General features: G+C 70.5%; 22 protein-coding genes. 16 read left to right on the forward strand and 6 right to left on the reverse strand.

Annotated elements, in window-relative coordinates; genetic code table 11:
• Nucleotides 1–23: 23 nt before the first annotated feature.
• The 8 genes from ACIPY5_RS11625 (at nt 24) to ACIPY5_RS11660 (ending at nt 7084) form a co-directional block, all read left to right on the forward strand.
• Nucleotides 24–335: a hypothetical protein gene (locus ACIPY5_RS11625; protein ID WP_309339382.1), complete on the forward strand. Its 312-nt coding sequence runs from the start codon at nt 24–26 to the stop codon at nt 333–335.
• Nucleotides 332–1663, forward strand: coding sequence for a hypothetical protein (locus ACIPY5_RS11630; RefSeq protein ID WP_400970733.1), 1332 nt, complete (start codon nt 332–334; stop codon nt 1661–1663). The genes ACIPY5_RS11625 and ACIPY5_RS11630 overlap by 4 nt, the downstream gene beginning before the upstream one ends.
• 109 nt (nt 1664–1772) lie before the next feature.
• Entirely contained in the window at nt 1773–2318 is a 546-nt protein-coding gene (locus tag ACIPY5_RS11635; protein ID WP_309339390.1) for a hypothetical protein, read from the forward strand.
• 13 nt (nt 2319–2331) lie between these two features.
• Nucleotides 2332–2751 carry a YbaB/EbfC family nucleoid-associated protein gene (locus ACIPY5_RS11640; protein WP_400970738.1) on the forward strand — a complete coding sequence of 140 codons (420 nt, stop codon included), beginning with the start codon at nt 2332–2334 and terminating at the stop codon, nt 2749–2751.
• A complete protein-coding gene (locus ACIPY5_RS11645; RefSeq protein WP_400970741.1) occupies nt 2742–3032 on the forward strand; it encodes a WXG100 family type VII secretion target in 291 nt (96 codons plus the stop codon). Before ACIPY5_RS11640 ends, ACIPY5_RS11645 begins: the two co-directional genes overlap by 10 nt.
• A gap of 111 nt (nt 3033–3143) precedes the next feature.
• Nucleotides 3144–4475, forward strand: coding sequence for a type VII secretion integral membrane protein EccD (eccD, locus tag ACIPY5_RS11650; RefSeq protein ID WP_400970744.1), 1332 nt, complete (start codon nt 3144–3146; stop codon nt 4473–4475).
• Nucleotides 4476–4478: 3 nt separating this feature from the next.
• Nucleotides 4479–5795, forward strand: a complete 1317-nt coding sequence (gene eccB, locus ACIPY5_RS11655) for a type VII secretion protein EccB (protein ID WP_400970747.1) — start codon at nt 4479–4481, stop codon at nt 5793–5795.
• Entirely contained in the window at nt 5792–7084 is a 1293-nt protein-coding gene (locus ACIPY5_RS11660) for a S8 family serine peptidase (protein ID WP_400970750.1), read from the forward strand. Before eccB ends, ACIPY5_RS11660 begins: the two co-directional genes overlap by 4 nt.
• Nucleotides 7085–7143: 59 nt before the next feature.
• Here ACIPY5_RS11660 and ACIPY5_RS11665 read toward each other — a convergent pair whose 3' ends face one another.
• The gene (locus tag ACIPY5_RS11665) at nt 7144–8124 is read right to left on the reverse strand and encodes a DUF5684 domain-containing protein (RefSeq protein ID WP_400970753.1); all 981 of its coding nucleotides are present in this window, start codon (nt 8122–8124) and stop codon (nt 7144–7146) included.
• 128 nt (nt 8125–8252) lie between these two features.
• Between ACIPY5_RS11665 and ACIPY5_RS11670 the strand changes: the two genes are divergently transcribed.
• The 6 genes from ACIPY5_RS11670 (at nt 8253) to ACIPY5_RS11695 (ending at nt 11784) form a co-directional block, all read left to right on the forward strand.
• Nucleotides 8253–8786: a hypothetical protein gene (locus tag ACIPY5_RS11670; protein WP_400970756.1), complete on the forward strand. Its 534-nt coding sequence runs from the start codon at nt 8253–8255 to the stop codon at nt 8784–8786.
• Nucleotides 8787–8914: 128 nt separating this feature from the next.
• Nucleotides 8915–9211 (forward strand): WXG100 family type VII secretion target, encoded by a 297-nt coding sequence (locus ACIPY5_RS11675; protein ID WP_400970759.1) that lies wholly within the window; start codon nt 8915–8917, stop codon nt 9209–9211.
• A complete protein-coding gene (locus tag ACIPY5_RS11680; protein ID WP_400970762.1) occupies nt 9208–9858 on the forward strand; it encodes a hypothetical protein in 651 nt (216 codons plus the stop codon). Before ACIPY5_RS11675 ends, ACIPY5_RS11680 begins: the two co-directional genes overlap by 4 nt.
• A gap of 55 nt (nt 9859–9913) precedes the next feature.
• A complete protein-coding gene (locus tag ACIPY5_RS11685; protein ID WP_400970765.1) occupies nt 9914–10225 on the forward strand; it encodes a hypothetical protein in 312 nt (103 codons plus the stop codon).
• Nucleotides 10226–10260: 35 nt separating this feature from the next.
• On the forward strand, nt 10261–11034 hold the full coding sequence (locus tag ACIPY5_RS11690) for a hypothetical protein (protein WP_400970768.1): 774 nt from the start codon (nt 10261–10263) through the stop codon (nt 11032–11034).
• A gap of 6 nt (nt 11035–11040) precedes the next feature.
• A complete protein-coding gene (locus ACIPY5_RS11695; RefSeq protein ID WP_400970771.1) occupies nt 11041–11784 on the forward strand; it encodes a hypothetical protein in 744 nt (247 codons plus the stop codon).
• Between the two features lie 49 nt (nt 11785–11833).
• On the opposite strand, the gene ACIPY5_RS11700 is transcribed toward ACIPY5_RS11695, so the two are convergent.
• Genes ACIPY5_RS11700 through ACIPY5_RS11710 form a run of 3 tightly spaced genes read right to left on the reverse strand, consistent with a single transcriptional unit; the run spans nt 11834 to nt 14094 of the window.
• On the reverse strand, nt 11834–12400 hold the full coding sequence (locus ACIPY5_RS11700; RefSeq protein WP_400970774.1) for a DNA-3-methyladenine glycosylase I: 567 nt from the start codon (nt 12398–12400) through the stop codon (nt 11834–11836).
• Nucleotides 12401–12434: 34 nt separating this feature from the next.
• Nucleotides 12435–13277, reverse strand: coding sequence for a PfkB family carbohydrate kinase (locus ACIPY5_RS11705; RefSeq protein ID WP_400970777.1), 843 nt, complete (start codon nt 13275–13277; stop codon nt 12435–12437).
• 37 nt (nt 13278–13314) lie between these two features.
• A complete protein-coding gene (locus tag ACIPY5_RS11710) occupies nt 13315–14094 on the reverse strand; it encodes a GntR family transcriptional regulator (protein WP_309339923.1) in 780 nt (259 codons plus the stop codon).
• Between the two features lie 154 nt (nt 14095–14248).
• Here ACIPY5_RS11710 and ACIPY5_RS11715 point away from each other — a divergent pair, with 154 nt between their 5' ends.
• Together ACIPY5_RS11715 and ACIPY5_RS11720 are read left to right on the forward strand one after the other, a co-directional pair.
• On the forward strand, nt 14249–15637 hold the full coding sequence (locus tag ACIPY5_RS11715; RefSeq protein ID WP_400970780.1) for an MFS transporter: 1389 nt from the start codon (nt 14249–14251) through the stop codon (nt 15635–15637).
• A gap of 70 nt (nt 15638–15707) precedes the next feature.
• Nucleotides 15708–16667: a nucleoside hydrolase gene (locus tag ACIPY5_RS11720; RefSeq protein WP_309339920.1), complete on the forward strand. Its 960-nt coding sequence runs from the start codon at nt 15708–15710 to the stop codon at nt 16665–16667.
• A 174-nt stretch (nt 16668–16841) separates the two neighbouring features.
• Here ACIPY5_RS11720 and ACIPY5_RS11725 read toward each other — a convergent pair whose 3' ends face one another.
• The gene (locus ACIPY5_RS11725) at nt 16842–18905 is read right to left on the reverse strand and encodes an acyl-CoA dehydrogenase (RefSeq protein ID WP_400970784.1); all 2064 of its coding nucleotides are present in this window, start codon (nt 18903–18905) and stop codon (nt 16842–16844) included.
• Between the two features lie 163 nt (nt 18906–19068).
• On the reverse strand, nt 19069–21096 hold the full coding sequence (gene recQ / locus ACIPY5_RS11730; RefSeq protein WP_400970786.1) for a DNA helicase RecQ: 2028 nt from the start codon (nt 21094–21096) through the stop codon (nt 19069–19071).
• Nucleotides 21097–21121: the final 25 nt, after the last annotated feature.

Consider the following 21121-nt stretch of genomic DNA (forward strand, 5'->3'; position numbering starts at 1 on the left):
ACCGGATCCGGGGGGATCTTGCTATGACGATCGAAGTGCACAGCGACGCCTATGAGAAGGTCTGCGCCTCGCTGACCGAGGCAGCGGGGACGCTGAGCAAGAATCGCAGCGCGCTGGCGGACGCTGTTCCTGGTACGGCGTTCGGCCTGCTCGGCGCCTTCGTGCCGCCGGTGTTCAACGCGCTCGGCGGTGCTGTCGGCGCCGCCGGTTCCGCGCTCGACGGCGTATCCCGTCGAGCTTCGTCCGGGATCACCGCCGGGCTCGCCGGCTTTCACGCCGTCGATGAGGCGGCGAAATCCGATCTGGCAAGCCTCGCGGCGGAGGCCGCCTCATGACGATGGTGCTCGCACCCGAGGCTGAAGCGGCCTCAACCGCGCTCTCGGGGGCTTCATGGACGTCTGGTCTGCCCGCGGCCGGTGCCGGCGGTCAGGGGTGCGGCCAGAGCCTCTCGGGCGTCGCCGGCGCCCTCATGCAGTTCGTCCAGCCCCTCGAACAGTTGATGGCGCAGGTGCAGGGAGACCCGGCTGGTCTCTACCACGCCTCCATCGCTTGGGAGACCTTCGCAGGCGACGCCGAGGGCGCGTACATCGTCTTCGACGCCGCGCGCAGGGCCATGGATGAGGCCCTGAACGGCCAGTTCGCGCAGACCACAGGGCAGGTGATCGACCTGCTCGTGCTAGGGGCACGGGAGCTCTCGGACTGGAGCAAGGTGACCAGCCAGGTGCTTCAGCTCGGGGTGCGGGTCGTCGAGATCATGCGCTCGATCGTCTGCGAGGCGTTCGAGCTCGTCAGCTCGCTAACCGGCGTGGTCGGCGACGTGGCCTTCGACAGCTGGCCGTGGGAGGCCGATAAGAAGGTCGCCGCAATCAGCCGCTTCGCCGATAACTGCAATCGGATCCTGCAGGATGTGGTGAGGAGCTTGGACCGGGTGCTCCAGGCGCTGCGCGAGCTGGTGCGCCTTCTTACCGATCTCTACCGCGCGATCATTCCGTTCCACCAGCAGCTCGACGCGCTGCTCGGCAGCCTCCTGAATACGCTGCGGCCCGGCGCGCTGCTGGGTCCGCTCGGCAACCTTCCCGGGCTTCCCTCCTCCAGCACGGGCGAAGTAGCGGACCCCGGTCCGACGCCATTCCCGGGCTCCGATCAAACGTTCATGAATCCGCACCCGCTCGGCTATCAGCACAAGTACGACCTTGGACCAAGCAACATGACGACGGAGCAACTGAATGAGATGCTCCGCAAGAACTTCGGCCACGTCTTCCTTCCCTCACGCACCGGTGACAACTCCCAGATCAACATGACTCTGTCGCCCGATGGCATGGACCCGCGCACCGGCGACCGTCAGCACATCGAAACCTCGCTCTTCGGCATGGCCGTACCCGGAGTCACGTCGGGAGGAATCCACGTCCAGCAGGTCACCAATGATGGCTTCGTCATCGCGGCCGACCAGGGCCACCCCGAATACCCTGGCGAAGTCGCGTTCCGGGTCCGCAACGTCGACGGTCATGCCACATTCGAGGTCAGCGGCGCCTATGACTCGACGATCCTGAACAAGCTGGGCTTCTCCGGGGCGACGAACTCCGCCTATTCCGGAATCAGCGATGTCTCCATCTGGGCGGACATGCAGTACCGGCTGAAGGATGCGATCAACTATGGCTTTTAGCGGCAGAACGAAAGACGCAAGACCGCACGGAAGGCAGCACGATTTGACACGATCGATGAGGGTGCCCGTGCGTCGAATGCTGGCAGCAGCAGCGGGCGTCGGCGTTCTGATGACGACGCTTTCGCTCGCGGCGTGCACGCCCGCGCCGGGGTCGGAGATCCCGCACGACGCGAAGTCGGGAGGGCAGACCCTCTCCGAGATGCAGAAAGCAGTGAGGTCGATCCCGGGACTCGACATCGACGCCGACGGAGGCGGCCGCCCCAACATCAAGGGGAACACCGGATACGCCTTCGACATCAAACTCGATCCCGCATACGAGATCGTGGACGGACAAGCGCTCGTCGAGTTCCTCGCGCGCTCCGCGTGGTCTGTGCGTGACGGCTACCTCCCCAACGCGACCATCGACATCACGGTGCTCTCGGACAAGGCACGCCCGTTCGATGTCCGCGCGGCCGCGGAGCAGTCCGGGTGGGCGACGCACTGGGCGGTCACGCCGGACAACGGGTTCAGCACTGTCAGCATTTATACCTACGCGGATGCGGAGCAGGGTAGCGAGACACAAGTCACTCAAGGGAAGAAGAACCGCGCCCGCCTCGGCCCGTGGCCGGGCGCGGTTCCGTCGATCCCTGACGGCATCACCGCGAAGATCCCGTGACCAGGAGGAAGAGATGACCGATTCCGACTTCGACGCCGAGGACGGCATCGCCGCCGCGCAGCGCCAACTCCAGGAGGCGGCGCAACAGGCGCAGCAGAACCGCGATCGTGCGCAGCAACTCTCGGCCGACGTCGAGCGGCTCACCGGCACGGCGCGCAGCCGGCGGGGTGAGGTGACCGTACGCGCACGCGTCGGCGGCCGCATCGACGACATCACCTTCGCGGAGTCCGCAGATGATCTGACCCTCCAGGCTCTTGCCCGGCTCACCGTGCAGACGATCGCGAACGCCCAGCACGACGCCATGTCGTCACTGGCCGAGCGCGGCGCGGAACTGTTCGGTGCCGAGTCCGACATCGCGGCGAGCCTGCGTTCCGATGCCGACCGCGGTTTCCCCGCCGGCGGCCCGCAGGCGGGAGGACTCTCGTGGACCTGAAGGTCGATGTCGACAAGCTTGCGGCGCTCGCGGAGACGGTGCGCGCCACAGCGAAGAGCATCACGAGCGAGCTCGACGATCTGCAGCGATCGTCCGTGACGCTCACCACGAATTGGCAGGGCGACGCCCAGGCCGCCTATCGGCGCAGTTCCTCCCGTGCGGATGCCCAGGGACGCACGCGCGCGGGAGAGCTGCACCGCGCGGCGGAGCGGCTGGCCCGGCTCGCAGACGAATACCGGAAGGCCGATGAGGACGGCGCCAGGGCAGTCCTGGGGCTCTGACCTGCAGCGGCTGCGGGCGGCCCCGGCGGTTGGAGCCCGGCATAGGTAGAGTGAATGTCGCTCGTGCCCGCCCGTGATCGCGGGGCGGGAGCAGAGGGGGGATAGCGTCCGATGGATCAAGGCAGCGCCACGACAGGCGCCGTGCTCAGGCTGTCGATCGTCAGCGACGACCGACGGCTCGACGCCGGCGTGCCCGCACAGGTGCCGCTCGTCGAGATCATCCCCGGCTTCGCCCGGAGCCTGGGAGTGCTGGATCCCGCTCTCGCCCACGGCGGCTACGCACTGCACCGCGCCGACGGCACCGCCCTCGATCCGTCCCGGGGCGCGCTCGCCCAGGGCGTGCATGACGGCGAGCTCCTCACGCTCGTGCGCGGCGGGCTGGTCCCGTCCCCGCGCGTGTACGACGACGTCGTCGAAGCCGTGATCGATGCGACCAGCGAGCAGCACGGCGTGTGGACGCCCAAGGACAGCGCCCGCACCGCCCTGTTCATCAGCCTCATCTTCCTCGCCCTGTGCGCGCTGCTGCTCGTCGCCAGTGGAGGCGGAGTGCTGTCCGCCGTCATCGCCGGCGGCGGCGCCGTGGTGCTCACCGCCGCGGCGGCCGTGCTGCTGCGGCTCGAGCAGACCGAGGCCGGCCATGCCCTGGGCCTCGCCGCGGCCTTCTTCGGCGGGCTCTGCGGCTTCCTCGCCGTGCCGGGGGACTCGCTCTGGGGCTGGCCGCTCGCCGTCGGCGGCCTCGGAATGCTCATCGTGGGCGGCATCAACCTCGCCATCGCGAACGACAAGCCCGAGGTCCACCTCGTCCCGATCGCGCTCGGGGCCGCCATCGGGATCCCCGCCGCCCTCACGGCGCTGTTCGACGCACCCGTCGCACCCTACGCGCTCATGCTCGCGATCACGGCGACGCTCGCGAACGGCCTGCCGTGGCTGGTGCTCACCTCCACGCGCATCAGGGTGATCTCGCCGCAGAGCGATGCCGACATCTTCAGCGACCCGACCCCGATCGACGGCGACGAGGTCAAGCGCCGGGCGGCGGCCGGCACCCGAGCATTGATCGCTCTGCGCGCCGCGCTCGGCATCGCCGCCCTCGTGGCCACCCCGCTCGTCGCCGCTCAGGGGCTGCCTGGCGCGATCCTCTGCCTGCTCGCCTTCATCGGCATGATGTTCCAGTCGCGCCAGGTGCACGCCCGGCGCGGCGTGCTGGTGCTCATGATCATCGGTGCGCTGGGGCTGGCGGCGACCGGCCTCACGGTCGCGCTCGCCCAGCCCGATCTGCGCCAGAGCCTCCTGGTGGTGCTGCTCGCCGCGACGATCGTCCTCATCGGGCTCACGCTGATGCGCCCCAGGGCACGGCTGAGGCTCGCTCGTGTCGCCGACGCCGTCGAGGTCATCGCGATGGCGCTCGTCCTGCCGCTCGGCGTGATCACGGCGGGGCTGCTGTAGACGATGGCGACCAAGAAGGACCTCATCGAGGCGCAGGGGTTCAGCCGGCGCCGGCTGCTCTCCGCCTTCACTTCGGGCGCGCCCGGCGGCAAGGAGCTCGAACCGGCCAAGCCGCTGCGCGCGGTGACCGCGGGGATCGCGCTGACGATCATGGTGCTGCTGGGCGGACTTTTCTACGGCCTGCTGCGCCCCGGGCTGCCGCAGGGCTGGGAGAACAACCGCCTGATCGTCGCGACCGACACCGGCGCCCGCTATGTCACGTCGAAGGGCGAGCTGCACCCGGTGATCAACACCGCGAGCGCGCGTCTGCTGATCCCCTCGAACGAGTTCTCCGTGATCCGCACCGACCGCGACACGCTCAAGAAGATCCCCGTCGGCGCCACCGTGGGCATCGTCGGCGCCCCGGACGATCTGCCGGCCGCATCCTCTCTGCGCAACACCGGCTGGACCGCATGCGTGGACGGATCCGACGGCGTCGCCGTCTCGATCGGCGGCTCATCCGTGCAGGCCGCCGCTGCCGGTGCAGGTGCCGTGGTGCACCGGGGTGACGATGTGTTCGTGATCGCGGACGGGCTCCGTCATGCCGTCCCTGCCGCGTCCGCCGACGCCGTGCTGCGGGCCGTCGGCCTCGGCACGGCCCGCCCGCAGGCCGTGGACGGCCGGTGGCTGAACCTGTTCGCACCGGGCAGCAAATTCGCGCCGCTCGATCTCGGCGAGCTCGGAGTGGCGATCCCCGGCAGCGATCTGTCCAGCGGCGATGTCGTGCATGTGCAGGGCGCGGCAGAGGGTGATCGCTACCTGATCACCGCCGACGGCAAGGCTGCGCCGCTGTCTCCTCTCGCCTATCAGCTGTATCTGCTCGGCTCCGGCGCGAACGCGGGCGCCGTGCGGGACGTCCCGCCCGCGCAGCTCGCCGCACTTCCGACCGGCCCCGCGGCCGGCGGATCCGACTGGCCGACCGCCTCCCTCGCCCCGCTCGCGAGCGGGGCGTCCTCCTGCGCGCTGCTCGGCAAGGACGGCCGCACCGTCCTCGCCTCCACGACCTCGGCGCTGCCGGATGACCGCAAGACTCCGTCCGTGCGTGTCGGCACCGGAGCGCTCGTGCAGGTGGGATCCGGATCCGCCGCGATGCACATGCTGATCGACGGATCCGGCACGGCGTATGCGATCTCCGGTGGCACGGACGCCGTGCAGCGCCTCGGCTATGCGACCAGGGATGTGGGCCGCGCCACCGACGCCTGGATCCAGTTCTTCCCGGCCGGGCCGGCACTCTCCAGCGCAGCGGCCGGACGAACCCCCACCACGGCGAGCGGCGGATGAGACGCGGAGCCGGGATCCTCGGCGTCGCGGTACTGATCGCCGCGGGCGCCGTGTTCGCGCCGACCGCCACACCCGCGTCTGCGGCCGGGCAGTCCTGCGAGCCCGGCCAGATCGTGTTCACGACGAACAAGCCGGCGGCATTGACTTCGCTCGACGCCGCGGCGGCGAACCAGCGCGCCACCGGCCGCGGGGTGACCGTCGCGGTCGTGGACTCGGGCATCGATGCCGGCAACCCGCATCTGGCGGGTGCGGTCGTCGGCGGCGTCAACCTCGTCGGCGATGGCGAGCGCTCCGACGGGCTGAGCGATCCGCTCGGTCACGGCACCGTGATCGCGGGGGAGATCGCCGCGCGGCCGGTCGCTGGATCCGGGGTCGTCGGGCTGGCGCCCGACGCCGCGCTGCTGTCGGTGCGCGTCTTCCGCAGCGACACGGACGACGACGCCAAGAAGGGGTTCGGGCCCACCGCCGCCCGGATCGCGGAGGGCATCCGCTGGGGCGTCGACCACGGCGCACGCGTGATCAACGTCTCGATGAGCATGCGGCAGGACGACCCGGCGCTGCGCGCCGCCGTGGAGTATGCCGCCGCACAGCACAGCCTGGTCGTCGCGAGCGGCGGCAACCGTGCGTCGGACCCGGAGGCGCCGGACGAGGCGCGCTTCCCCGCCGGCTATCCCGAGGCGCTCGGCGTCTCGGCGGCCGCCGACGACGGCCGCGTCACCGACGACTCGATCCACGGTCCGCAGGTGTCGGTCACGGCGCCGGGGGCGAACGTGCTCAGCACCGCCACCGGCGCCGGTGACTGCCAGTTCGAGGCGGTGCCCTCCGCGAGCTGGGCGACGGCCTACGTGAGCGGTGCGGCGGCGCTCGTCGCCCAGGCGCATCCGGACGAACCCGCCGCAGGCTGGGCGTATCGGCTCAGGGCCACCGCGCTGCGCGCCGATGCGGACCACCGCGACGACCGCGACGGGTGGGGCTTCATCCAGCCGGCTGCCGCGATCGACCTGCTCCCCGACGCCAGCATCCGCGGCCCGCAGAGCCCGTTCGTCGACAACGCGGGCAGCGCTGTGCGCCCTGTCGGAGCGCAGGTCGGATCCGACCCCTCCCCCTCCGCGTTCCTCGAGACCAGACAGGCCGCGATCCTCGCCGGCGTGATCGCCGCGGCGCTGCTGGGCCTGCTCACGACGCTCCTGCTGCTGCGCAGGCGCCGCACGGAGCTCGCCGAGGCGTCCGCGAGCACGCCCCCGCGCACGGGCGGCCTCCTCGACCAGGAGACGCCCGACCCGTTCTGATCCCGGTGCGGGGTATCCGTGAGGATCCGATCAGCCCGACCATCGTGCGTGCTGCAGGGTCATCCCACGCCGTCCAGCACGATCAGCATCCCCACGTCGCCGAGGAGGATCCGCCCCTGCACCGGTGTCGGGACGCCGGGGGCGAGCGCCGCGACGCTTCCGTCCCGGGCGAACGTCTGCACGCCGTTGGTGGAGTTCACGTCGGTGAGGGTCCAGCCGGATCCGTCGCGCTCGAGGCGGGCGTGCGTCTTCGACAGCGTGCGCGTCACGTCGGGGATCCGCAGCGCCTGAGCGCCGGCGGAGGCGACCGGGTTCCGCCCGAGCACGATGCTCGCCGCCGTGAGCGGCAGCCGGCTGCCGTCGTCGAGCACGAGTGCCCACCGTTCGCCGGAGGGGCCGGCCGTCGGGATCGGGGCGGGCGGCGGCGTAGGGGCGGCCGCGGGCGTCCCCTGCGATGGCGGTGTGCGAGCACCGGGCTCGGCTCCGCGCGGCTCCGCCACCGGCGCCGTGGCGGACCCTCCCGGGACAGCGTCGATCAACGCGGCCTCGGCGGGAGCAGCCGCCGGGATCGCGTACCCCGACGCATCGCGAGCGAGGGCGGCCCGCGGCGAGGTGACGCGCGTGCGGATCCCTGCCGCCGATGAGCCGGACCCGGCGCTCCGATCCGCGATCGGGTTCCGGCCGCCGGCGAGCAGCGTGGCCCACAGCGGCGGAAGGACGATCGCGAGCAGCGTGAAGCCGCCGCCATGGCGGAAGCGCTGGTTGATCCGGTGCGCGGCTACGGCCTTCAGGTACAGGCCGTAGAGCTGCACGACGGGGATGAAGAAGAACACGACGCCCCAGGCGGGCTTGCCGCCCTGGGACAGGATCTCGGCCTCGTTGAGGACCGGCGCCCAGCCTTTCCAGCCCTCGACGCCGAGGCGCGGGAAGAGCCTCGACAGCGCCGCCGCGTACCAGATCCACAGGCCGATGCCGAGCGCGGAGGCGGCGAGACCGGCTGCGAGCAGCGGCAGCAGTGCCGCGGCGGCGTTCGACGCCATGAGCGATCCCCCTCCGTCTCGTCCGCCCTCAGCCTATCTGCGGAGAACCCCTCCGTCCTTCGATCGATTTCCCCGCCGAAGGCCCCGGATCCGGCTCTTCGCACAGGCCGGGACCGTACGCTCGAAGCATGTTCCTCGACCCTGTGCTGCGCCGCGTGGAGCCGCTGCTGCTCCGCCTCGACCGCATCGCCGGCGGCCGCAACGCGCACGAGAAGATCGTCGAAAGCGATCGCGACCACCACCGCACCGTCCGCGCCTTCCGCTGGGTGTTCTGGCTGCTCGCCGTCGAGCTCCTCATCGGCCTCGCCGCGGTCGTGATCGCGGTCGTGATCGCGGTACAGGCCGGATCGATCGCCGCCGTGCCGTTCGCCGTCTGGATGCGCGCGCTCATCGTGCTCGCGATGACCGCCACGCTCTTCTACTTCGCCTGGCGCGCGGCGCTCGGCTGGCGCTGGGCCTATCAGCGGCTGCGACTGTTCGCGCAGATCTTCCCCGTCATCACGCTCGTGATGGCCGCGATCCCCGGTCTATACCCGGCCTGGATGGTCACCGAGCAGATCGTCTTCAGCCTCATCATGATCGGCATCGCCGACTTCCTCACGAGCGACCACATGCGTCGCGTGTACCGGAAGCCGGACGCGGATCCTGCTTCGGCGACGTGATCCGCAGAGCTCGGCGATCACTCAGCGCGATGGGGAGTTCTCCCCATCGCGGCACGCGCGCGCTCCGATTAGCATGACGAGGGCAATCACTCAGGGCCCTGTCCCGGAGTGACGCGGAAGGCGAGATGATGACCGGAGAAGTCGAAGTCGGCGGTGCACGGATCGAGCTGCTCGTGGGGGAGATGGTCAAGGCCCACAGTGGAATGACGCGCACCCTGGCCGACCTGGAGACAGCGCTCGACCTGTTGTCGAGCCAGTGGAGCGGCGAAGCGCAGCGCGCGTACGCACGAGCGCAGGCCGACTGGAACAAGCGCATGGGCGAGCTGCACACCGAACTCGATCGCGCGCAGAGGAACACCACGCTCGCCAACGAGGGATTCACCGACGCCGCACGCGCGGTGCGTCGGATGTGGAGCGAGTCATGACGGCGCCGGAGACGATCGAGGAGCGGATCGCCACCACGCTGAGCGACGTTCCGGATCTGTGGCTCATCTCCGACGAGACCGACACGGTGCACGTGTCCGTCGACGCGGAAGGCGAACTCGCGACGCTGCGGATCGCGCCATCGTGGTGGAGACGGGTGGCGCCCGAGGATCTCGGCCCGCTCGTGCTCCGGCTGAATCGAGCGAGCGCGGTGTCACGGCTGCAGACGATTTCCGACCTCGAGGACGAGGGGCTGCAGCACGCCCCGCAGGATCCCCGGTCGGTGACGGACATGCCGTCGCCCAGCGCGGACTCGCTGGACATGAGCAGCATGGGCGTCCAGCTCGAGGACCTTCTGTCGGCGTTCTCCGAGTTCGCACGCTACCGCGATGCGGTGCAGTCGGCGGCCCGGGAATCGACGACGCTGCGGAGCCCCAGCGGCAACGTGACACTCGAGATCCTCGGCGGGTCGCCGCAGAGCCTCGTCGTCGACAAGATGAACGTCCAGTTCGTGTCCGAACGCGAGATCGCCGCCGAGATCCTCGAGCTTCTCGGCCGTGCACGCAACTGGCTCGGCGAGCGTCGCGCCGCCGTGATGGATGATCTGCCCGCCTTGGCCGGGGTCACGCGATCGGTGCGCGGGGTCTGATGATGATCCCCGCATCGTCGCCCCACCAGTCGCAGCAGGAAAGCGGAGAAGACGAATGAGCTACGAGGACTACAAGGCAGCGCTGGACGATCTCGCGAAGGACTCCCTCGCCTGGAGCGACCTCTCCGCGACGTTCAAGACGGTCGTGACGACCATCGAGAGCTGCGCGCTTGTTCGCTATCAGATGGACGGCGTCGGGCACATGATCGGGGCCGAGGACAACTACAACTCGGCGCACAGCACGATCCACGGGTTGGCCGCGGCGGCCCCGGACGTGTTTCAGCAGATCTCGACCAAGCTCGCGGAGACCAAGAAGCGATATGAAGAGGCCGACGGGTACGCGCAATGGCAGCTGGACCGCGGCTGAGCCCCGCACCGACGACCGAAACCTGAGAGGACATCGTGGTAGGACCATTCGTCACCCCGACCGATGAGGGCTCGTTCAACTCCCTCATCTCGAACATCAACGGTGGAATCAGCGAGAACGCGACGCAGCTCAACTCATGCGTCTCCACCTACAACACCAAGAAGGACGACATCTCGCTCTGGGACAAGTTCCTGGACTGGTTCTCGGACGCGATGAGCGAGGTGTCGAAGAAGCTCGACGAGGCCATCAAGAAGTGGAACGAGTTCTGGGCGTCTGTCGCCGACTACCTCAGCCCGGGCAATCCCTTCGCGATGTACTCCAAGCGCGACGACTGGCTCACCGCCAAGCAGAAGATCTCGTCGTCCAAGACGACCGTCACTGCGGAGTACCTGAAAGCCGACACCACGTGGAAGGGATCGACCGGAGACGGCTACAGCGATCTCGCCGGGCGCCAGCGCATGGCCCTCGACACGCTGCAGGGGTACACCGACTCGATGATGAATTTCCTGGCGGACTACGCCAAGAAGATCCTGGATGCCTGGATCTCGTTCGGCGCCCGCCTGATCACCTATTTCATCGATCAGGTCGATGCCGCGTCCGAGTTCATCTCGGCCGATCCGCTGAAGTGGCTGGACATCGTCCCGAAGATCATCACGCTCTGCACCAACCTGGCACGTCTCGGCGTGGACCTCGCCGAGCAGCTCGGCAAGAACTTCACCGATTCGAAGAAGGTCGCCGATCAGCTCAAGCAGGACATGGGGAATCTCACCGGGTTCCCCAGCGGTGCGTGGCCGACGGCGACGATCTGAGCGGCTGTGGCTCTCCTTCGTCGTCGTACCCTGATCCCCGCCGCCGCGGTCGTCCTCGGGCTCGCCCTGAGCGGGTGCACAGCGGCCACGGAACCCGTGCCCACGCGCACGCCGTCGGAGTCGCTGTTCAGCGCGGCCGACGGCGTGCGTGCGTCGGGCAACCTCTTCTTCTCCCTGCTCGCCGCCGGTGACGTGGACCCGAAGGCGGTGCTGACCGATCCCGCGACGGACCTGAGTCCCGGCAAGCCCTTGTCCCTGCTGCTGACGCCGGATGTCTACGCGCAGGTCGAGGATCGTCCGAAGATCCTGTCGCTCGACGACGTCACGGTGTCGAAGGACGAAAAGAAGGCCACCGCGTCTGTGACCTACGAGCTCGCCGGCGCCAAGCGCACCGACACCTTCGAGCTCCGCCTGACCGCCGAGCCCGAGAAGCAGCCTGCGGACTACGCGATCGTCGTGCCGAAGGAGCAGTTCGGACTCGATGCGACCGGTGTCCAGCTGCTCCCCGCGAACACCGAGTACCGGATCCACGGCGTCGACGTCAGCGCCGCGTTCCGGGAGGCCCGGGGCTGGGCGGCCGGCGGCACCGTGCCTCGCATCCCCGCGTTCGGCGGGACCTATCCCCTCGAGATCACCGTCCCCGGCGACAACGGCTTCACCGACACCCTGGAGCTGCGGACGTCGACCTTCTACGGCGGAGACGGCACGGACGGAAAGCTCACGGAGTTCGCTCACGCGCACGGGTTCTGACGCCAGCGTCAGAACCCGGGGCGGCGTGGATGGCGCCCCCCGGGCGGCGCTATGCCGCGCGCCAGCACCCCTCGAGGTGATCGTCGACCATGCCGGCCGACTGCATGAGCGCATACATCGTGGTGGGGCCGACGAAGCGGAACCCGCGCTTGCGCAGCGCCTTGCTCATCGCCTCGGACTCCGCCGTCACCGCCGGAACATCGGACATGGACCGAGGGCGCGCGCCGACGGCGGCCGGGGCGAACGACCACATGAGCGCGTCGAGCTCGCCGTCCGCCATCTCCCGCACGAGGGCGGCGTTGCCGATCGTCGCCTCGATCTTCGCGCGGTTGCGGACGATGCCGGCGTCGGCCAGGAGCCGGGCGATGTCGTCCTCGCCGAACTCCGCGACGACCACGGGATCGAATCCCCGGAAGACCTCGCGGAACCGCGGACGCTTGCGCAGGATCGTGATCCAGCTGAGCCCCGCCTGGAATCCCTCGAGAGACATCTTCTCGAAGAGCGCGCGGTCGCCGTGCAGCGGCCGGCCCCACTCCTCGTCGTGGTAGCGGCGGTACTCGGGATCGTCACCCGCCCAGGCGCAGCGCGGAAGGTCATCGGCGAGGGACATCGTCATGACTACAGGCTAGGGGCGGGCGCCGACACCCGGCTCATTCCGCAGGCAGGTACTCCTCGAGCCCGGCGAGCAGCGGCTGCGACCGCGGATCGGCGACCGCCGCGGCGCCCACCGCGCAGGCCGCCGACAGCGCCCGCTGTGCGGTGATGCCCGAGGCGAGCCCGATCGTGAGGGCGGCGCAGAACGCGTCTCCCGCGCCGACGCTGTTCACGACGGTCGTCTTCACGGCGGGGGCGGATGCGACGAGCTCCCCGTGCTCGAAGAGCTTCGCGCCCTCGCCCCCATAGGTCACGGCGACCCGGCGCGCGGTGCGCAGGGCCGGCAGCAGCGCGTACTCGGTCTCGTTCACGATGATGAGGTCGGCGCGCTCGACGACGGCCGCGGGCAGCTCGATCGCGGGGGCGGCGTTGACGGCGAAGTACCCGCGCGCAGCCACGGCGAGCGCGGCGATCACCTCCATCGAGATCTCCAGCTGTGCGAGCACGGCCTCCTCGGATCCGAAGGCGATCCCGTCCAGGGCCACCTCGCCATTGGCGCCCTCGCACACGGCGATCTGGTTCTCGCCCTCCGCGTCCACGACGATGAGCGCGACGCCGGTGGGCTCCGCTCCGCGGCGCACCGCGTGCGTGTCGACGCCGGCCGCGGCGAGCTCCTCGATCATCCAGGCGCCATCGGCATCGGAGCCGACCGCGCCGACCATCCGCACCGCGGCGCCCAGGCGGGCGGCCGCGGCGGCCTGGTTGGCGCCCTTGCCGCCGGCCTCGCGGGACAGGCGTCCGCCGCCGATGGTCTCCCCGGGCTCCGGCAGCCGGGCGGTGCGGGCGGTGAGGTCGACGTTGATGCTGCCGACGACGGCGAGCGCGAGCGGTGCGGTCATGAGGGCTCCAGTTCCTGAAGGGCCGGGGGCGGGACGGTCACTGCGCGGTCTGCACGACCGAGAGGACGCCCGCCTTCCCGGAGACGATGCACTTGGCGAGGTAGACGGGGACGCCGCCCGAGGAGACGGTCTGGGTGAGGATGAGCACGGGATCCCCCGGTGTGAGGCCGAGCAGCACGCCGCGGGTGCGGCCGACCACATTGACCGTGATCTCGCACACCCCCGCGCCGAAGACGGCGCCGCGGGCCGCGAGAGCCGTCATGAGACTCGTCGGGTCGCCCGTCGCCTCCTCCAGCACGGCCGCGATCTGCGGGCTCGCGTCGCTCAGGTATCGCCCCGCGGGAAGGTGCTCCTGCAGGATCGCGATGGGCTCCCCGGCCCGCTCGATCACGCTCTCCCGGAACCAGGTGTTCGCCGCGTCGTCGAGGCCCAGGTGGCCCGACACGTAGTCCGTGGTGGGCTGCACGACGAACTCGAGCTGTCGGACGCCGACGTCCTCGCCGCCCTCGGCGAGCGCCGCCTCGAGGGGGCGCAGCTCTTCGAGGCCGACGGTGGGGAGGTCCTCCGCGACGAAGCGACCGATCCCGCGCCGGGTGAGGATGAGGCCGTCCTCCTCGAGCAGCATGAGGGCCTCCCGCACGACCGTGCGCGAAACACCCAGTGAGACGCCGAGCTCGGTCTCGCGCGGCAGGGCGGATCCGAGGGAGAAGACGCCGGAGCGGATCCCCTCCGCGAGGCGGGAGTACACGGCCACGCGCAGCGGCTGGCCCACCGGGGCGGTCAGCGGCCGGGCCAGGAACTGCTCGACGTCCGTCATCGGATCTCCTCCACCGCCTGCCAGGCCTCGGGATCGGGCTGCGCTCGCCGTTCATTCAAGCACGGAAGCACCTACTTGCAGATGTTCTACCTCAGAGGTATAACATCATATAACCCGAGGGAGCGATGCTCCCTTCCTTGACGAAGGAGTCACTGTGCAGCTCTCCCCCGCACCCGCGGCGCTCGACCGCCCCGCGCCGATCCGCGGTGGCCGCTCGGTCCTGCTCGTGGCGACCCTGATCCTCACGGTCGTCGCCTTCCAGCTGAACTCGAGCATGATCAGCCCCGCCCTTCCCGACATCGCGAAGCAGCTCGGCGCCCCGATGGACGCCGTCTCCCAGGTCTCCTCGCTGTTCTTCCTCGCCGGTGCGGTCGGCGGCATCGTGCTCGCGCGGTGGAGCGACTTCATCGGCCGCAAGCGCGCCCTGATGATCGTGCTCGGGCTCATCGTGCTCGGCACGGTGCTCTGCCTCTTCTCCCCGAACCTCCCCGTGCTGCTGCTGGGCCGGGTCCTGCAGGGCGCGTCGAGCGCCGCCTTCCAGATCTCCTACGTGATCCTCTCCGAGACCCTGGCCGCCGCGGTCTTCCCCACCGTGCTCGGGATCCTCACGGCGATCAACGGCGGCGTGGGCGGCGTCGACGGCTGGATCGGAGGCCTGCTCGCCGATGCGTTCGGCTTCCGCTCCCTCTTCGTCGTGATCCTCGCGGTCGCCGTGATCGCGATCGTGAGCGTGGCGCTCGCCGTCCCGCGCGACGGCACCCCCTCCTCGACCGGACGTATGGACTGGTGGGGCGCCGCCGCGCTCTCGCTCGGACTGATCTGCCTCACCTACTTCGTCTCGACCGGATCCGGCCAGGGCTGGTTCGCCCCGCTCACGCTGCTCTTCCTCGCCGGCACGGTCGTCACACTGGTCGCGTTCGTCGCGATCGAGAAGCGCCGGCGCACGCCGCTCGTCGCGGTGCAGCACCTGCGCTCTCGCCAGGTGTGGCCGGTCATCGCCGTCACCGTGCTGACCCTGTCGAGCGTGTTCGCCGTGATCAACTTCACGATCGTGATCCTCAGCCAGAACCAGTCCGTCGGCTACGGCGTGAACGCGTCGACCTCGGCCCTGCTCTACCTCACCCCGCCCGCGCTGATCGGCCTCGCCGCCGCCCCGCTGTCCGGCTGGCTCGCGGGCCGCTTCGGCTGGATCCGGATGCTGCGCCTCGGCCTCGTGCTCTCGATCGCGGCGCTCGTCGTGGTCGCGCTGTTCCCGTTCAGCCCGTGGACCGTGTTCGCGATGTTCGCGGTGCTCGGCGTCGCCTACAACGGCGTCGTGCTCACGACGACGAACGGCCTCGGGGTGCTGCAGTCCCCGAGCGATGCTCCCGCGATCCTGCCGAGCATGAACGGCACGGCTTTCGGCTTCGGCGCGAGCCTCGGCATCGCGATCGTCGCGCCGTTCGTCATGTCGGGCGACTTCGTCCTGGCACTCTGGATCTCTGTGGGCATCAGCGTGCTCGCCCTCATCGCGAGCCTGTTCCTGATGCCCAAGACCGACTGACCCCCGCCCGCCGACCGCCCGGTCCGCCGGCGTCCCACCCGCACCCCGTCCGCATCCCGAGGAGGATCCGATGACCGACACCCCCGCCCCGCTGTACTTCGACTGCGACACCGGCATCGACGACTCGCTCGCCCTGGCGTATCTGCTGGCGTCGCCCGAGATCGCACTCCGCGGGATCGGGACGGTCAGCGGCAACACCACGGCGGCCCAGGCCGCCCGCAACACGCTGGGTCTGCTCTCCCTCGCCGAGCGCGACGATGTGCCGGTGGCGGTGGGACGGCACGACTTCCTCACCCACGGGTACGACGGCGGTGCGCCGCACGTGCACGGCGACGACGGCGTGGGCGGGGTGGCTCTGCCCGAGCCCGCCCGCGCGGTCGAGGACGGCTCCGCGGCCGACCTGCTCATCCGGCTCTCGCACGAGCACGCCGGATCCCTCGAAGTGCTCGCGGTCGGCCCGCTCACGAACCTCGCGGCCGCGCTCGCGCAGGATCCGACCCTCCCCTCCCGCGTCGCACGGGTGACGCTCATGGGCGGCGCGGCGCTGGTCCCCGGCAACATCACGGCGCTGGCAGAGGCGAACATCGGCAACGACCCCGAGGCCGCGGATGCGGTCTTCGCCGCGGGCTGGCCCGTCGTCGTCGTGCCGCTCGACGTGACCATGGAGAACGTGTTCGAGGAGTCGCACCGCGACCTGCTGGCCGCCTCGGGATCTCCCGTGGCGCGTGCCGTCGCGGCGATGCTCGACTTCTACATGGAGTTCTATCGTGCGACCTACGGCCGCCGCTGCAGCGCCCTGCACGACCCGCTCGCCGCGGCGATCGCGGTGGGCCGGGTGCGCCCGACGGTCGCCCCCGCCGTGCCGGCCGTGGTCGACACGACCGACGGTCCCGGCCGCGGGCAGACCGTGTTCGACCTGCGCGGCCAGCGCCAGGGCGCCCGCGACCACGCGGACGCGACCGTACGCGTGGTGCTCGCGACCGACGCCCCGCTCGCCGACCATCTCGCGGAGCGCGTCGCCGGAATGTGAAACGCCCGTCGGGGTCGTTGAGCGAGGACGCCGACGGCGACCGAGACGAAACGCGGTGCTCTCACGAGGGCACCGCGTTTCGTCTCGCTCCTCGCTGCGCTCGGTGCTCGCTCGACGACCCCGGGAGTGAAGATCCGGATCCTCGGCGAAGAACAGGCCGCAGCGGAACCCGGCTTACAGCTGGCGGGCCTTTTTCAGAGCCTTCTCGTCGACCGGGGCGTCACCCGAGGCCTTGAGGTCGGCGTAGTAGGCGCGGGCCTCATCCTGGCGGACCTGCTCCGCACCGGACGCGAGGGGCGCGCGCACGTGCTCCGGTTCGTAGCCGAAGGCGTTCACGAGGTCGAGGGCGTGCGGGCGCAGACGCGCGCAGAGCCGGTCGATGTAGCGCGAGACCGAGGCCGCGCGCTGGGCCGAGAGCCGCCCGTTGATGAGGTACCACGCGAGGTGCTTCTCCACGAGCTGCAGGCCGAAGAGGTCGCGCAGCCAGGTGAGCACGGCCTTGCTGTCCTCGTCCTGCACCCGGCCCAGGGCGTCGGTGAACGCCTCCCACTGCAGCAGCTCGCCGTGCGCGCGGGCCGCCTCGATGAGCTCGGCCTGGTTCTCGTTGAACAGCTTCTCGCCGAGCACCTTGTCCTTGCCGGCCGCACGCAGCCGGCCCGCGATGTCGGCCACCATCTGCTGCACGCGGTCGGTGAGCAGCTCGTGCTGCTGCTCGGCCCGCAGGCCGTTCTCGACGGAGCGGGCCGTGGATCCGAGGTCGGCGACGGCCTGCCCGAACTGGCGCAGTCCCGCCCCGTGGAACACCCGGCCCGCGGTCTGCCCGACGGCGTACTTCGCGAGCGCGGCGGCGTCCTTGCCCTTGAACTGCTTCGCATAGTCGGTGAGCAGGCGCTTGCCGACGAGCTGCAGCAGGATGTTGTTGTCGCCCTCGAACGTCACGTAGATGTCGAGGTCGGCGCGCAGCCCCACGAAGCGGTTCTCGAACATGAAGCCCGCGCCGCCGCACGCCTCGCGGCACTCCTGCAGGGTGTCGAGGGCATGCCAGGTGGACAGCGGCTTGAGCGCGGCGGCCAGGGTCTCCAGGTCCTCGCGGTCCTGCGGGGTGTCGGTGCGGCCGGAGAAGACGCCGTCGAACTTCTGCAGGAACTCGTCGTGCGCGAACAGCTGCGCGTACGTCGTCGCGAGGCGGGGCAGGAGACGGCGCTGGTGCTTGCCGTAGTCGAGCAGCGTGGTCTCCGAGCCGTCGGCCCCGTTGAACTGCCGGCGCTGCGTGGCGTAGGTGATCGCGATGTAGAGGCCCAGTGCGGAGGCCCAGGACGAGGCGCCGTCGAGCGAGACGCGGCCCTGCACGAGCGTGCCGAGCATGGTGAAGAACCGGCGGCCGGGGCTGTCGATCGCGCTCGAGTAGGTGCCGTCCGGCGCGACGTCGCCGTAGCGGTTCAGCAGGTTCGTCCGCGGGATGCGCACGTGGTCGAAGCTGAGCCGGCCGTTGTCGATGCCGTTCAGCCCGCCCTTGAGGCCGTCGTCCTCGCGGCCGATGCCGGGCAGATCCACGCCGTCCTCGCCGCGCAGCGGCACGTAGAAGCAGTGCACGCCGTGGTTCACGCCGTTCGTGATGAGCTGCGCGAACACGGTCGCGGCGATCCCGTGCAGCGCCGCGTTGCCGAGGAACTCCTTGGTCGCCGCGCGGAACGGCGTGTTGATCACGAATTCCTCGGTCTCGGGATCGTAGGTCGCCGTGGTGCCGATCGAGGCGACGTCGGAGCCGTGCCCGATCTCCGTCATCGCGAAGGCGCCGGGGATCTCCAGGCTCATGATGCCGGGGAGCCAGCGGTCGTGGTGCTCGGCGGTGCCGAGCTGCAGGACGGCGGATCCGAACAGTCCCCACTGCACGCCCGACTTGATCTGCAGGCTCGGGTCCGCGACGACGAGCTCCTCGAACCCGGCGATGTTGCCGCCGTTGTTCTCCTCGCCGCCGAGGCGCTTCGGGAACGCGCGGTGCACGGCGCGGTTCTGCACGAGCAGGTGCAGCTGGCTGAGCACGCGCTCGCGGTGCTCGTCCTTGCCGAGCGAGTCGTCGCGCCAGAACGCCGGATCCTTGATCATCTCGCGGGCCTCGCGGCGGGTGTCCGCCCAGGTGCCGAGCAGCAGGTCGCCGACCGCGTCGACGTCGATGCGCGTCGCGGTGTTGTCCGGGGTGCTGTTCGCGGTGTTCGTCCGAAGGGCGGCGTCGACCATGAGGATCCTCTCGTGAGGTTTCGGGGATGCCTTCATGGTAGGTCTGACACAACGCAGGGCGAAGGCGGCTGTGGGGATCCCCCAATGGTTCGGGCCGACGAGGATCCGCGCGCTTGTCGGCTCTCCACAGGATGGGCCGTTCGCGTGATCCCGTCCCGGCGGCTCAGCCCTCGGCCGCGATGACCTCGAGCACGGCCTCGCCGTAGGCCTCGCGCTTCTTCTCGCCGATGCCGCTGATGCCGACCAGGTCGGAGGCCCGCGCGGGACGGTGCTCGGCGAGGGCGCGCAGCGTCGCGTCGCCGAAGACGACGTAGGCGGGCACGCCCTGCTCGCGCGCGGTCTGCGCGCGCCACGCCCGCAGCGCCTCGAACAGGCCGCGATCGCCCTCGGCGAGCGCCTCCGCGGCGTTCCTCTTGGCGGAGCGCCCGCCTCCGGGCGCACCGGCCCGGGTGACGACATCGTGGCGCAGCTTGACCGCGGTCGTGCCGGCGAGCACGCCGCCGCTCGTCTCGCTCACCGCGAGTGTGCCGTACTCCCCCTGGGCCTGCATGAGCCCCTGCGCGAGCAGCTGCCGCACGACCGAGCGCCACTGCGCGTCGGTGAGGTCGGATCCGATCCCGTAGGTGGCGAGCTCGTCGTGCCGGAACTTGCGGATCTTCTCCGTCGACGCCCCGCGGAGGATGTCGATGAGATGCCCGGCGCCGAAGGACTGGCGGCGCTCGCGCTGCAGCCGCACGATCGTGGAGAGCAGCTTCTGTGCGGGGATCAGCCCGTCCCAGCTGTCCGGCGGGGTGAGGCAGGTGTCGCAGTTGCCGCACGGCTCGGAGGACTGGCCGAAGTAGCCGAGCAGGTTCTGCCGGCGGCAGTCGACGGTCTCGCACAGCGCGAGCATCGCGTCGAGGTGCTGGTTCTGCCGCTGCTTGATCGCACGATCGCCCTCACCCTGCTGGATGAAGCGACGCTGCTGCACGACGTCGCCGAGGCCGTAGGCCATCCACACGACCGAGGGCTCGCCGTCTCGGCCCGCGCGACCGGTCTCCTGGTAGTACCCCTCGACGGACTTCGGCAGGTCGACGTGGGCGACGAAGCGCACGTCCGGCTTGTCGATCCCCATCCCGAAGGCGATCGTGGCGACCACGATCACGCCGTCCTCGCGGAGGAATCGGGACTGGTGCGCCGCACGAGTCCCCGCGTCGAGGCCTGCGTGATACGGGATCGCGTCGAGGCCCTGCGCGCTGAGGTATTCGGCGGTCTGCTCGACCGAGGAGCGGCTGAGCGCGTAGACGATGCCCGCGGACCCCTCGGGCTGACTCCGGATGAAGGAGACCAGCTGCTTGCGCACCTCGACCTTGGGATCGATCCGGTACTGGATGTTGGGCCGGTCGAAGCTCGCGACGAAGTGCTTCGCCTGCGGCAGGTGCAGCCGCTCGGTGATCTCGCGGTGCGTCTCGCGGGTGGCGGTGGCGGTGAGCGCGATCCGCGGGACACCGGGGAAGCGCTCCGCGAGACCGCCCAGGGCGAGGTAGTCGGGCCGGAAGTCGTGACCCCACTGCGACACGCAGTGCGCCTCGTCGATCGCGATCACGCTGAGGGATCCGCGCTGCAGGAGCCCCACGGTCTGCGCGTTCGAGAGCCGCTCGGGCGCGACGTAGATGAGGTCGAGGTCGCCGGCGAGGTACGCGCGCTCGACCTCGGCGCGGTCGGCCGCGGACTGGGTCGAGTTCAGGTAGGCGGCGCGCACGCCGTTGGCACGCAGGGCGTCGACCTGGTCGTGCATGAGCGCGATGAGCGGGCTGACCACGAGACCCGTGCCCTCGCGCACGAGCGCGGGGATCTGATAGCAGAGGCTCTTGCCGCCGCCCGTGGGCATGAGCACGACCGCGTCGCCGCCGCCCACGATCTGGTCGATGATCGCGGCCTGGTCCCCGCGGAACGCGTCGTAGCCGTAGACCGCGGTGAGCGCGTCGAGCGGCGTGGAATACCTGCTCGGAGCCGGAGTCGCCGCGGCGGCCGGCACGGGGAAGCTGCCCTGCGGAACCGCGCCGGGGGATCCGGCCCACTCGCCCTCCTCGGGCGGGGGCGCGGCGTCCCAGGGCTCCTCCGCGAACGGCAGGTCGGCGTAGGGGTCGTCCAGGGGCGCATCGGACCACGGCAGATCCGCAAAGGGGTCGCGCGGATCGTTCTGAGGCATGCCTCCAGCGTAACGAGCGGCGCCG

Origin of the sequence: Microbacterium sp. NPDC089698, assembly GCF_044749045.1 — a bacterium.
In the GTDB taxonomy this organism is placed as follows: Bacteria; Actinomycetota; Actinomycetes; order Actinomycetales; family Microbacteriaceae; genus Microbacterium.

Bases quoted from the DNA above. Each gene is read 5' to 3' on its own strand.
- ACIPY5_RS11720 (WP_309339920.1), top strand. From the start codon at position 15,708: ATGACCGACACCCCCGCCCCGCTGTACTTCGACTGCGACACCGGCATC.
- ACIPY5_RS11630 (WP_400970733.1), top strand. From the start codon at position 332: ATGACGATGGTGCTCGCACCCGAGGCTGAAGCGGCCTCAACCGCGCTC.
- ACIPY5_RS11635 (WP_309339390.1), top strand. From the start codon at position 1,773: ATGACGACGCTTTCGCTCGCGGCGTGCACGCCCGCGCCGGGGTCGGAG.
- ACIPY5_RS11680 (WP_400970762.1), top strand. From the start codon at position 9,208: ATGACGGCGCCGGAGACGATCGAGGAGCGGATCGCCACCACGCTGAGC.
- ACIPY5_RS11710 (WP_309339923.1), bottom strand. From the start codon at position 14,094: ATGACGGACGTCGAGCAGTTCCTGGCCCGGCCGCTGACCGCCCCGGTG.
- ACIPY5_RS11700 (WP_400970774.1), bottom strand. From the start codon at position 12,400: ATGACGATGTCCCTCGCCGATGACCTTCCGCGCTGCGCCTGGGCGGGT.
- recQ (WP_400970786.1), bottom strand. From the start codon at position 21,096: ATGCCTCAGAACGATCCGCGCGACCCCTTTGCGGATCTGCCGTGGTCC.
- ACIPY5_RS11725 (WP_400970784.1), bottom strand. From the start codon at position 18,905: ATGGTCGACGCCGCCCTTCGGACGAACACCGCGAACAGCACCCCGGAC.
- ACIPY5_RS11685 (WP_400970765.1), top strand. From the start codon at position 9,914: ATGAGCTACGAGGACTACAAGGCAGCGCTGGACGATCTCGCGAAGGAC.
- ACIPY5_RS11675 (WP_400970759.1), top strand. From the start codon at position 8,915: ATGACCGGAGAAGTCGAAGTCGGCGGTGCACGGATCGAGCTGCTCGTG.
- eccB (WP_400970747.1), top strand. From the start codon at position 4,479: ATGGCGACCAAGAAGGACCTCATCGAGGCGCAGGGGTTCAGCCGGCGC.
- ACIPY5_RS11625 (WP_309339382.1), top strand. From the start codon at position 24: ATGACGATCGAAGTGCACAGCGACGCCTATGAGAAGGTCTGCGCCTCG.
- ACIPY5_RS11670 (WP_400970756.1), top strand. From the start codon at position 8,253: ATGTTCCTCGACCCTGTGCTGCGCCGCGTGGAGCCGCTGCTGCTCCGC.
- ACIPY5_RS11660 (WP_400970750.1), top strand. From the start codon at position 5,792: ATGAGACGCGGAGCCGGGATCCTCGGCGTCGCGGTACTGATCGCCGCG.
- ACIPY5_RS11705 (WP_400970777.1), bottom strand. From the start codon at position 13,277: ATGACCGCACCGCTCGCGCTCGCCGTCGTCGGCAGCATCAACGTCGAC.
- eccD (WP_400970744.1), top strand. From the start codon at position 3,144: ATGGATCAAGGCAGCGCCACGACAGGCGCCGTGCTCAGGCTGTCGATC.
- ACIPY5_RS11665 (WP_400970753.1), bottom strand. From the start codon at position 8,124: ATGGCGTCGAACGCCGCCGCGGCACTGCTGCCGCTGCTCGCAGCCGGT.
- ACIPY5_RS11640 (WP_400970738.1), top strand. From the start codon at position 2,332: ATGACCGATTCCGACTTCGACGCCGAGGACGGCATCGCCGCCGCGCAG.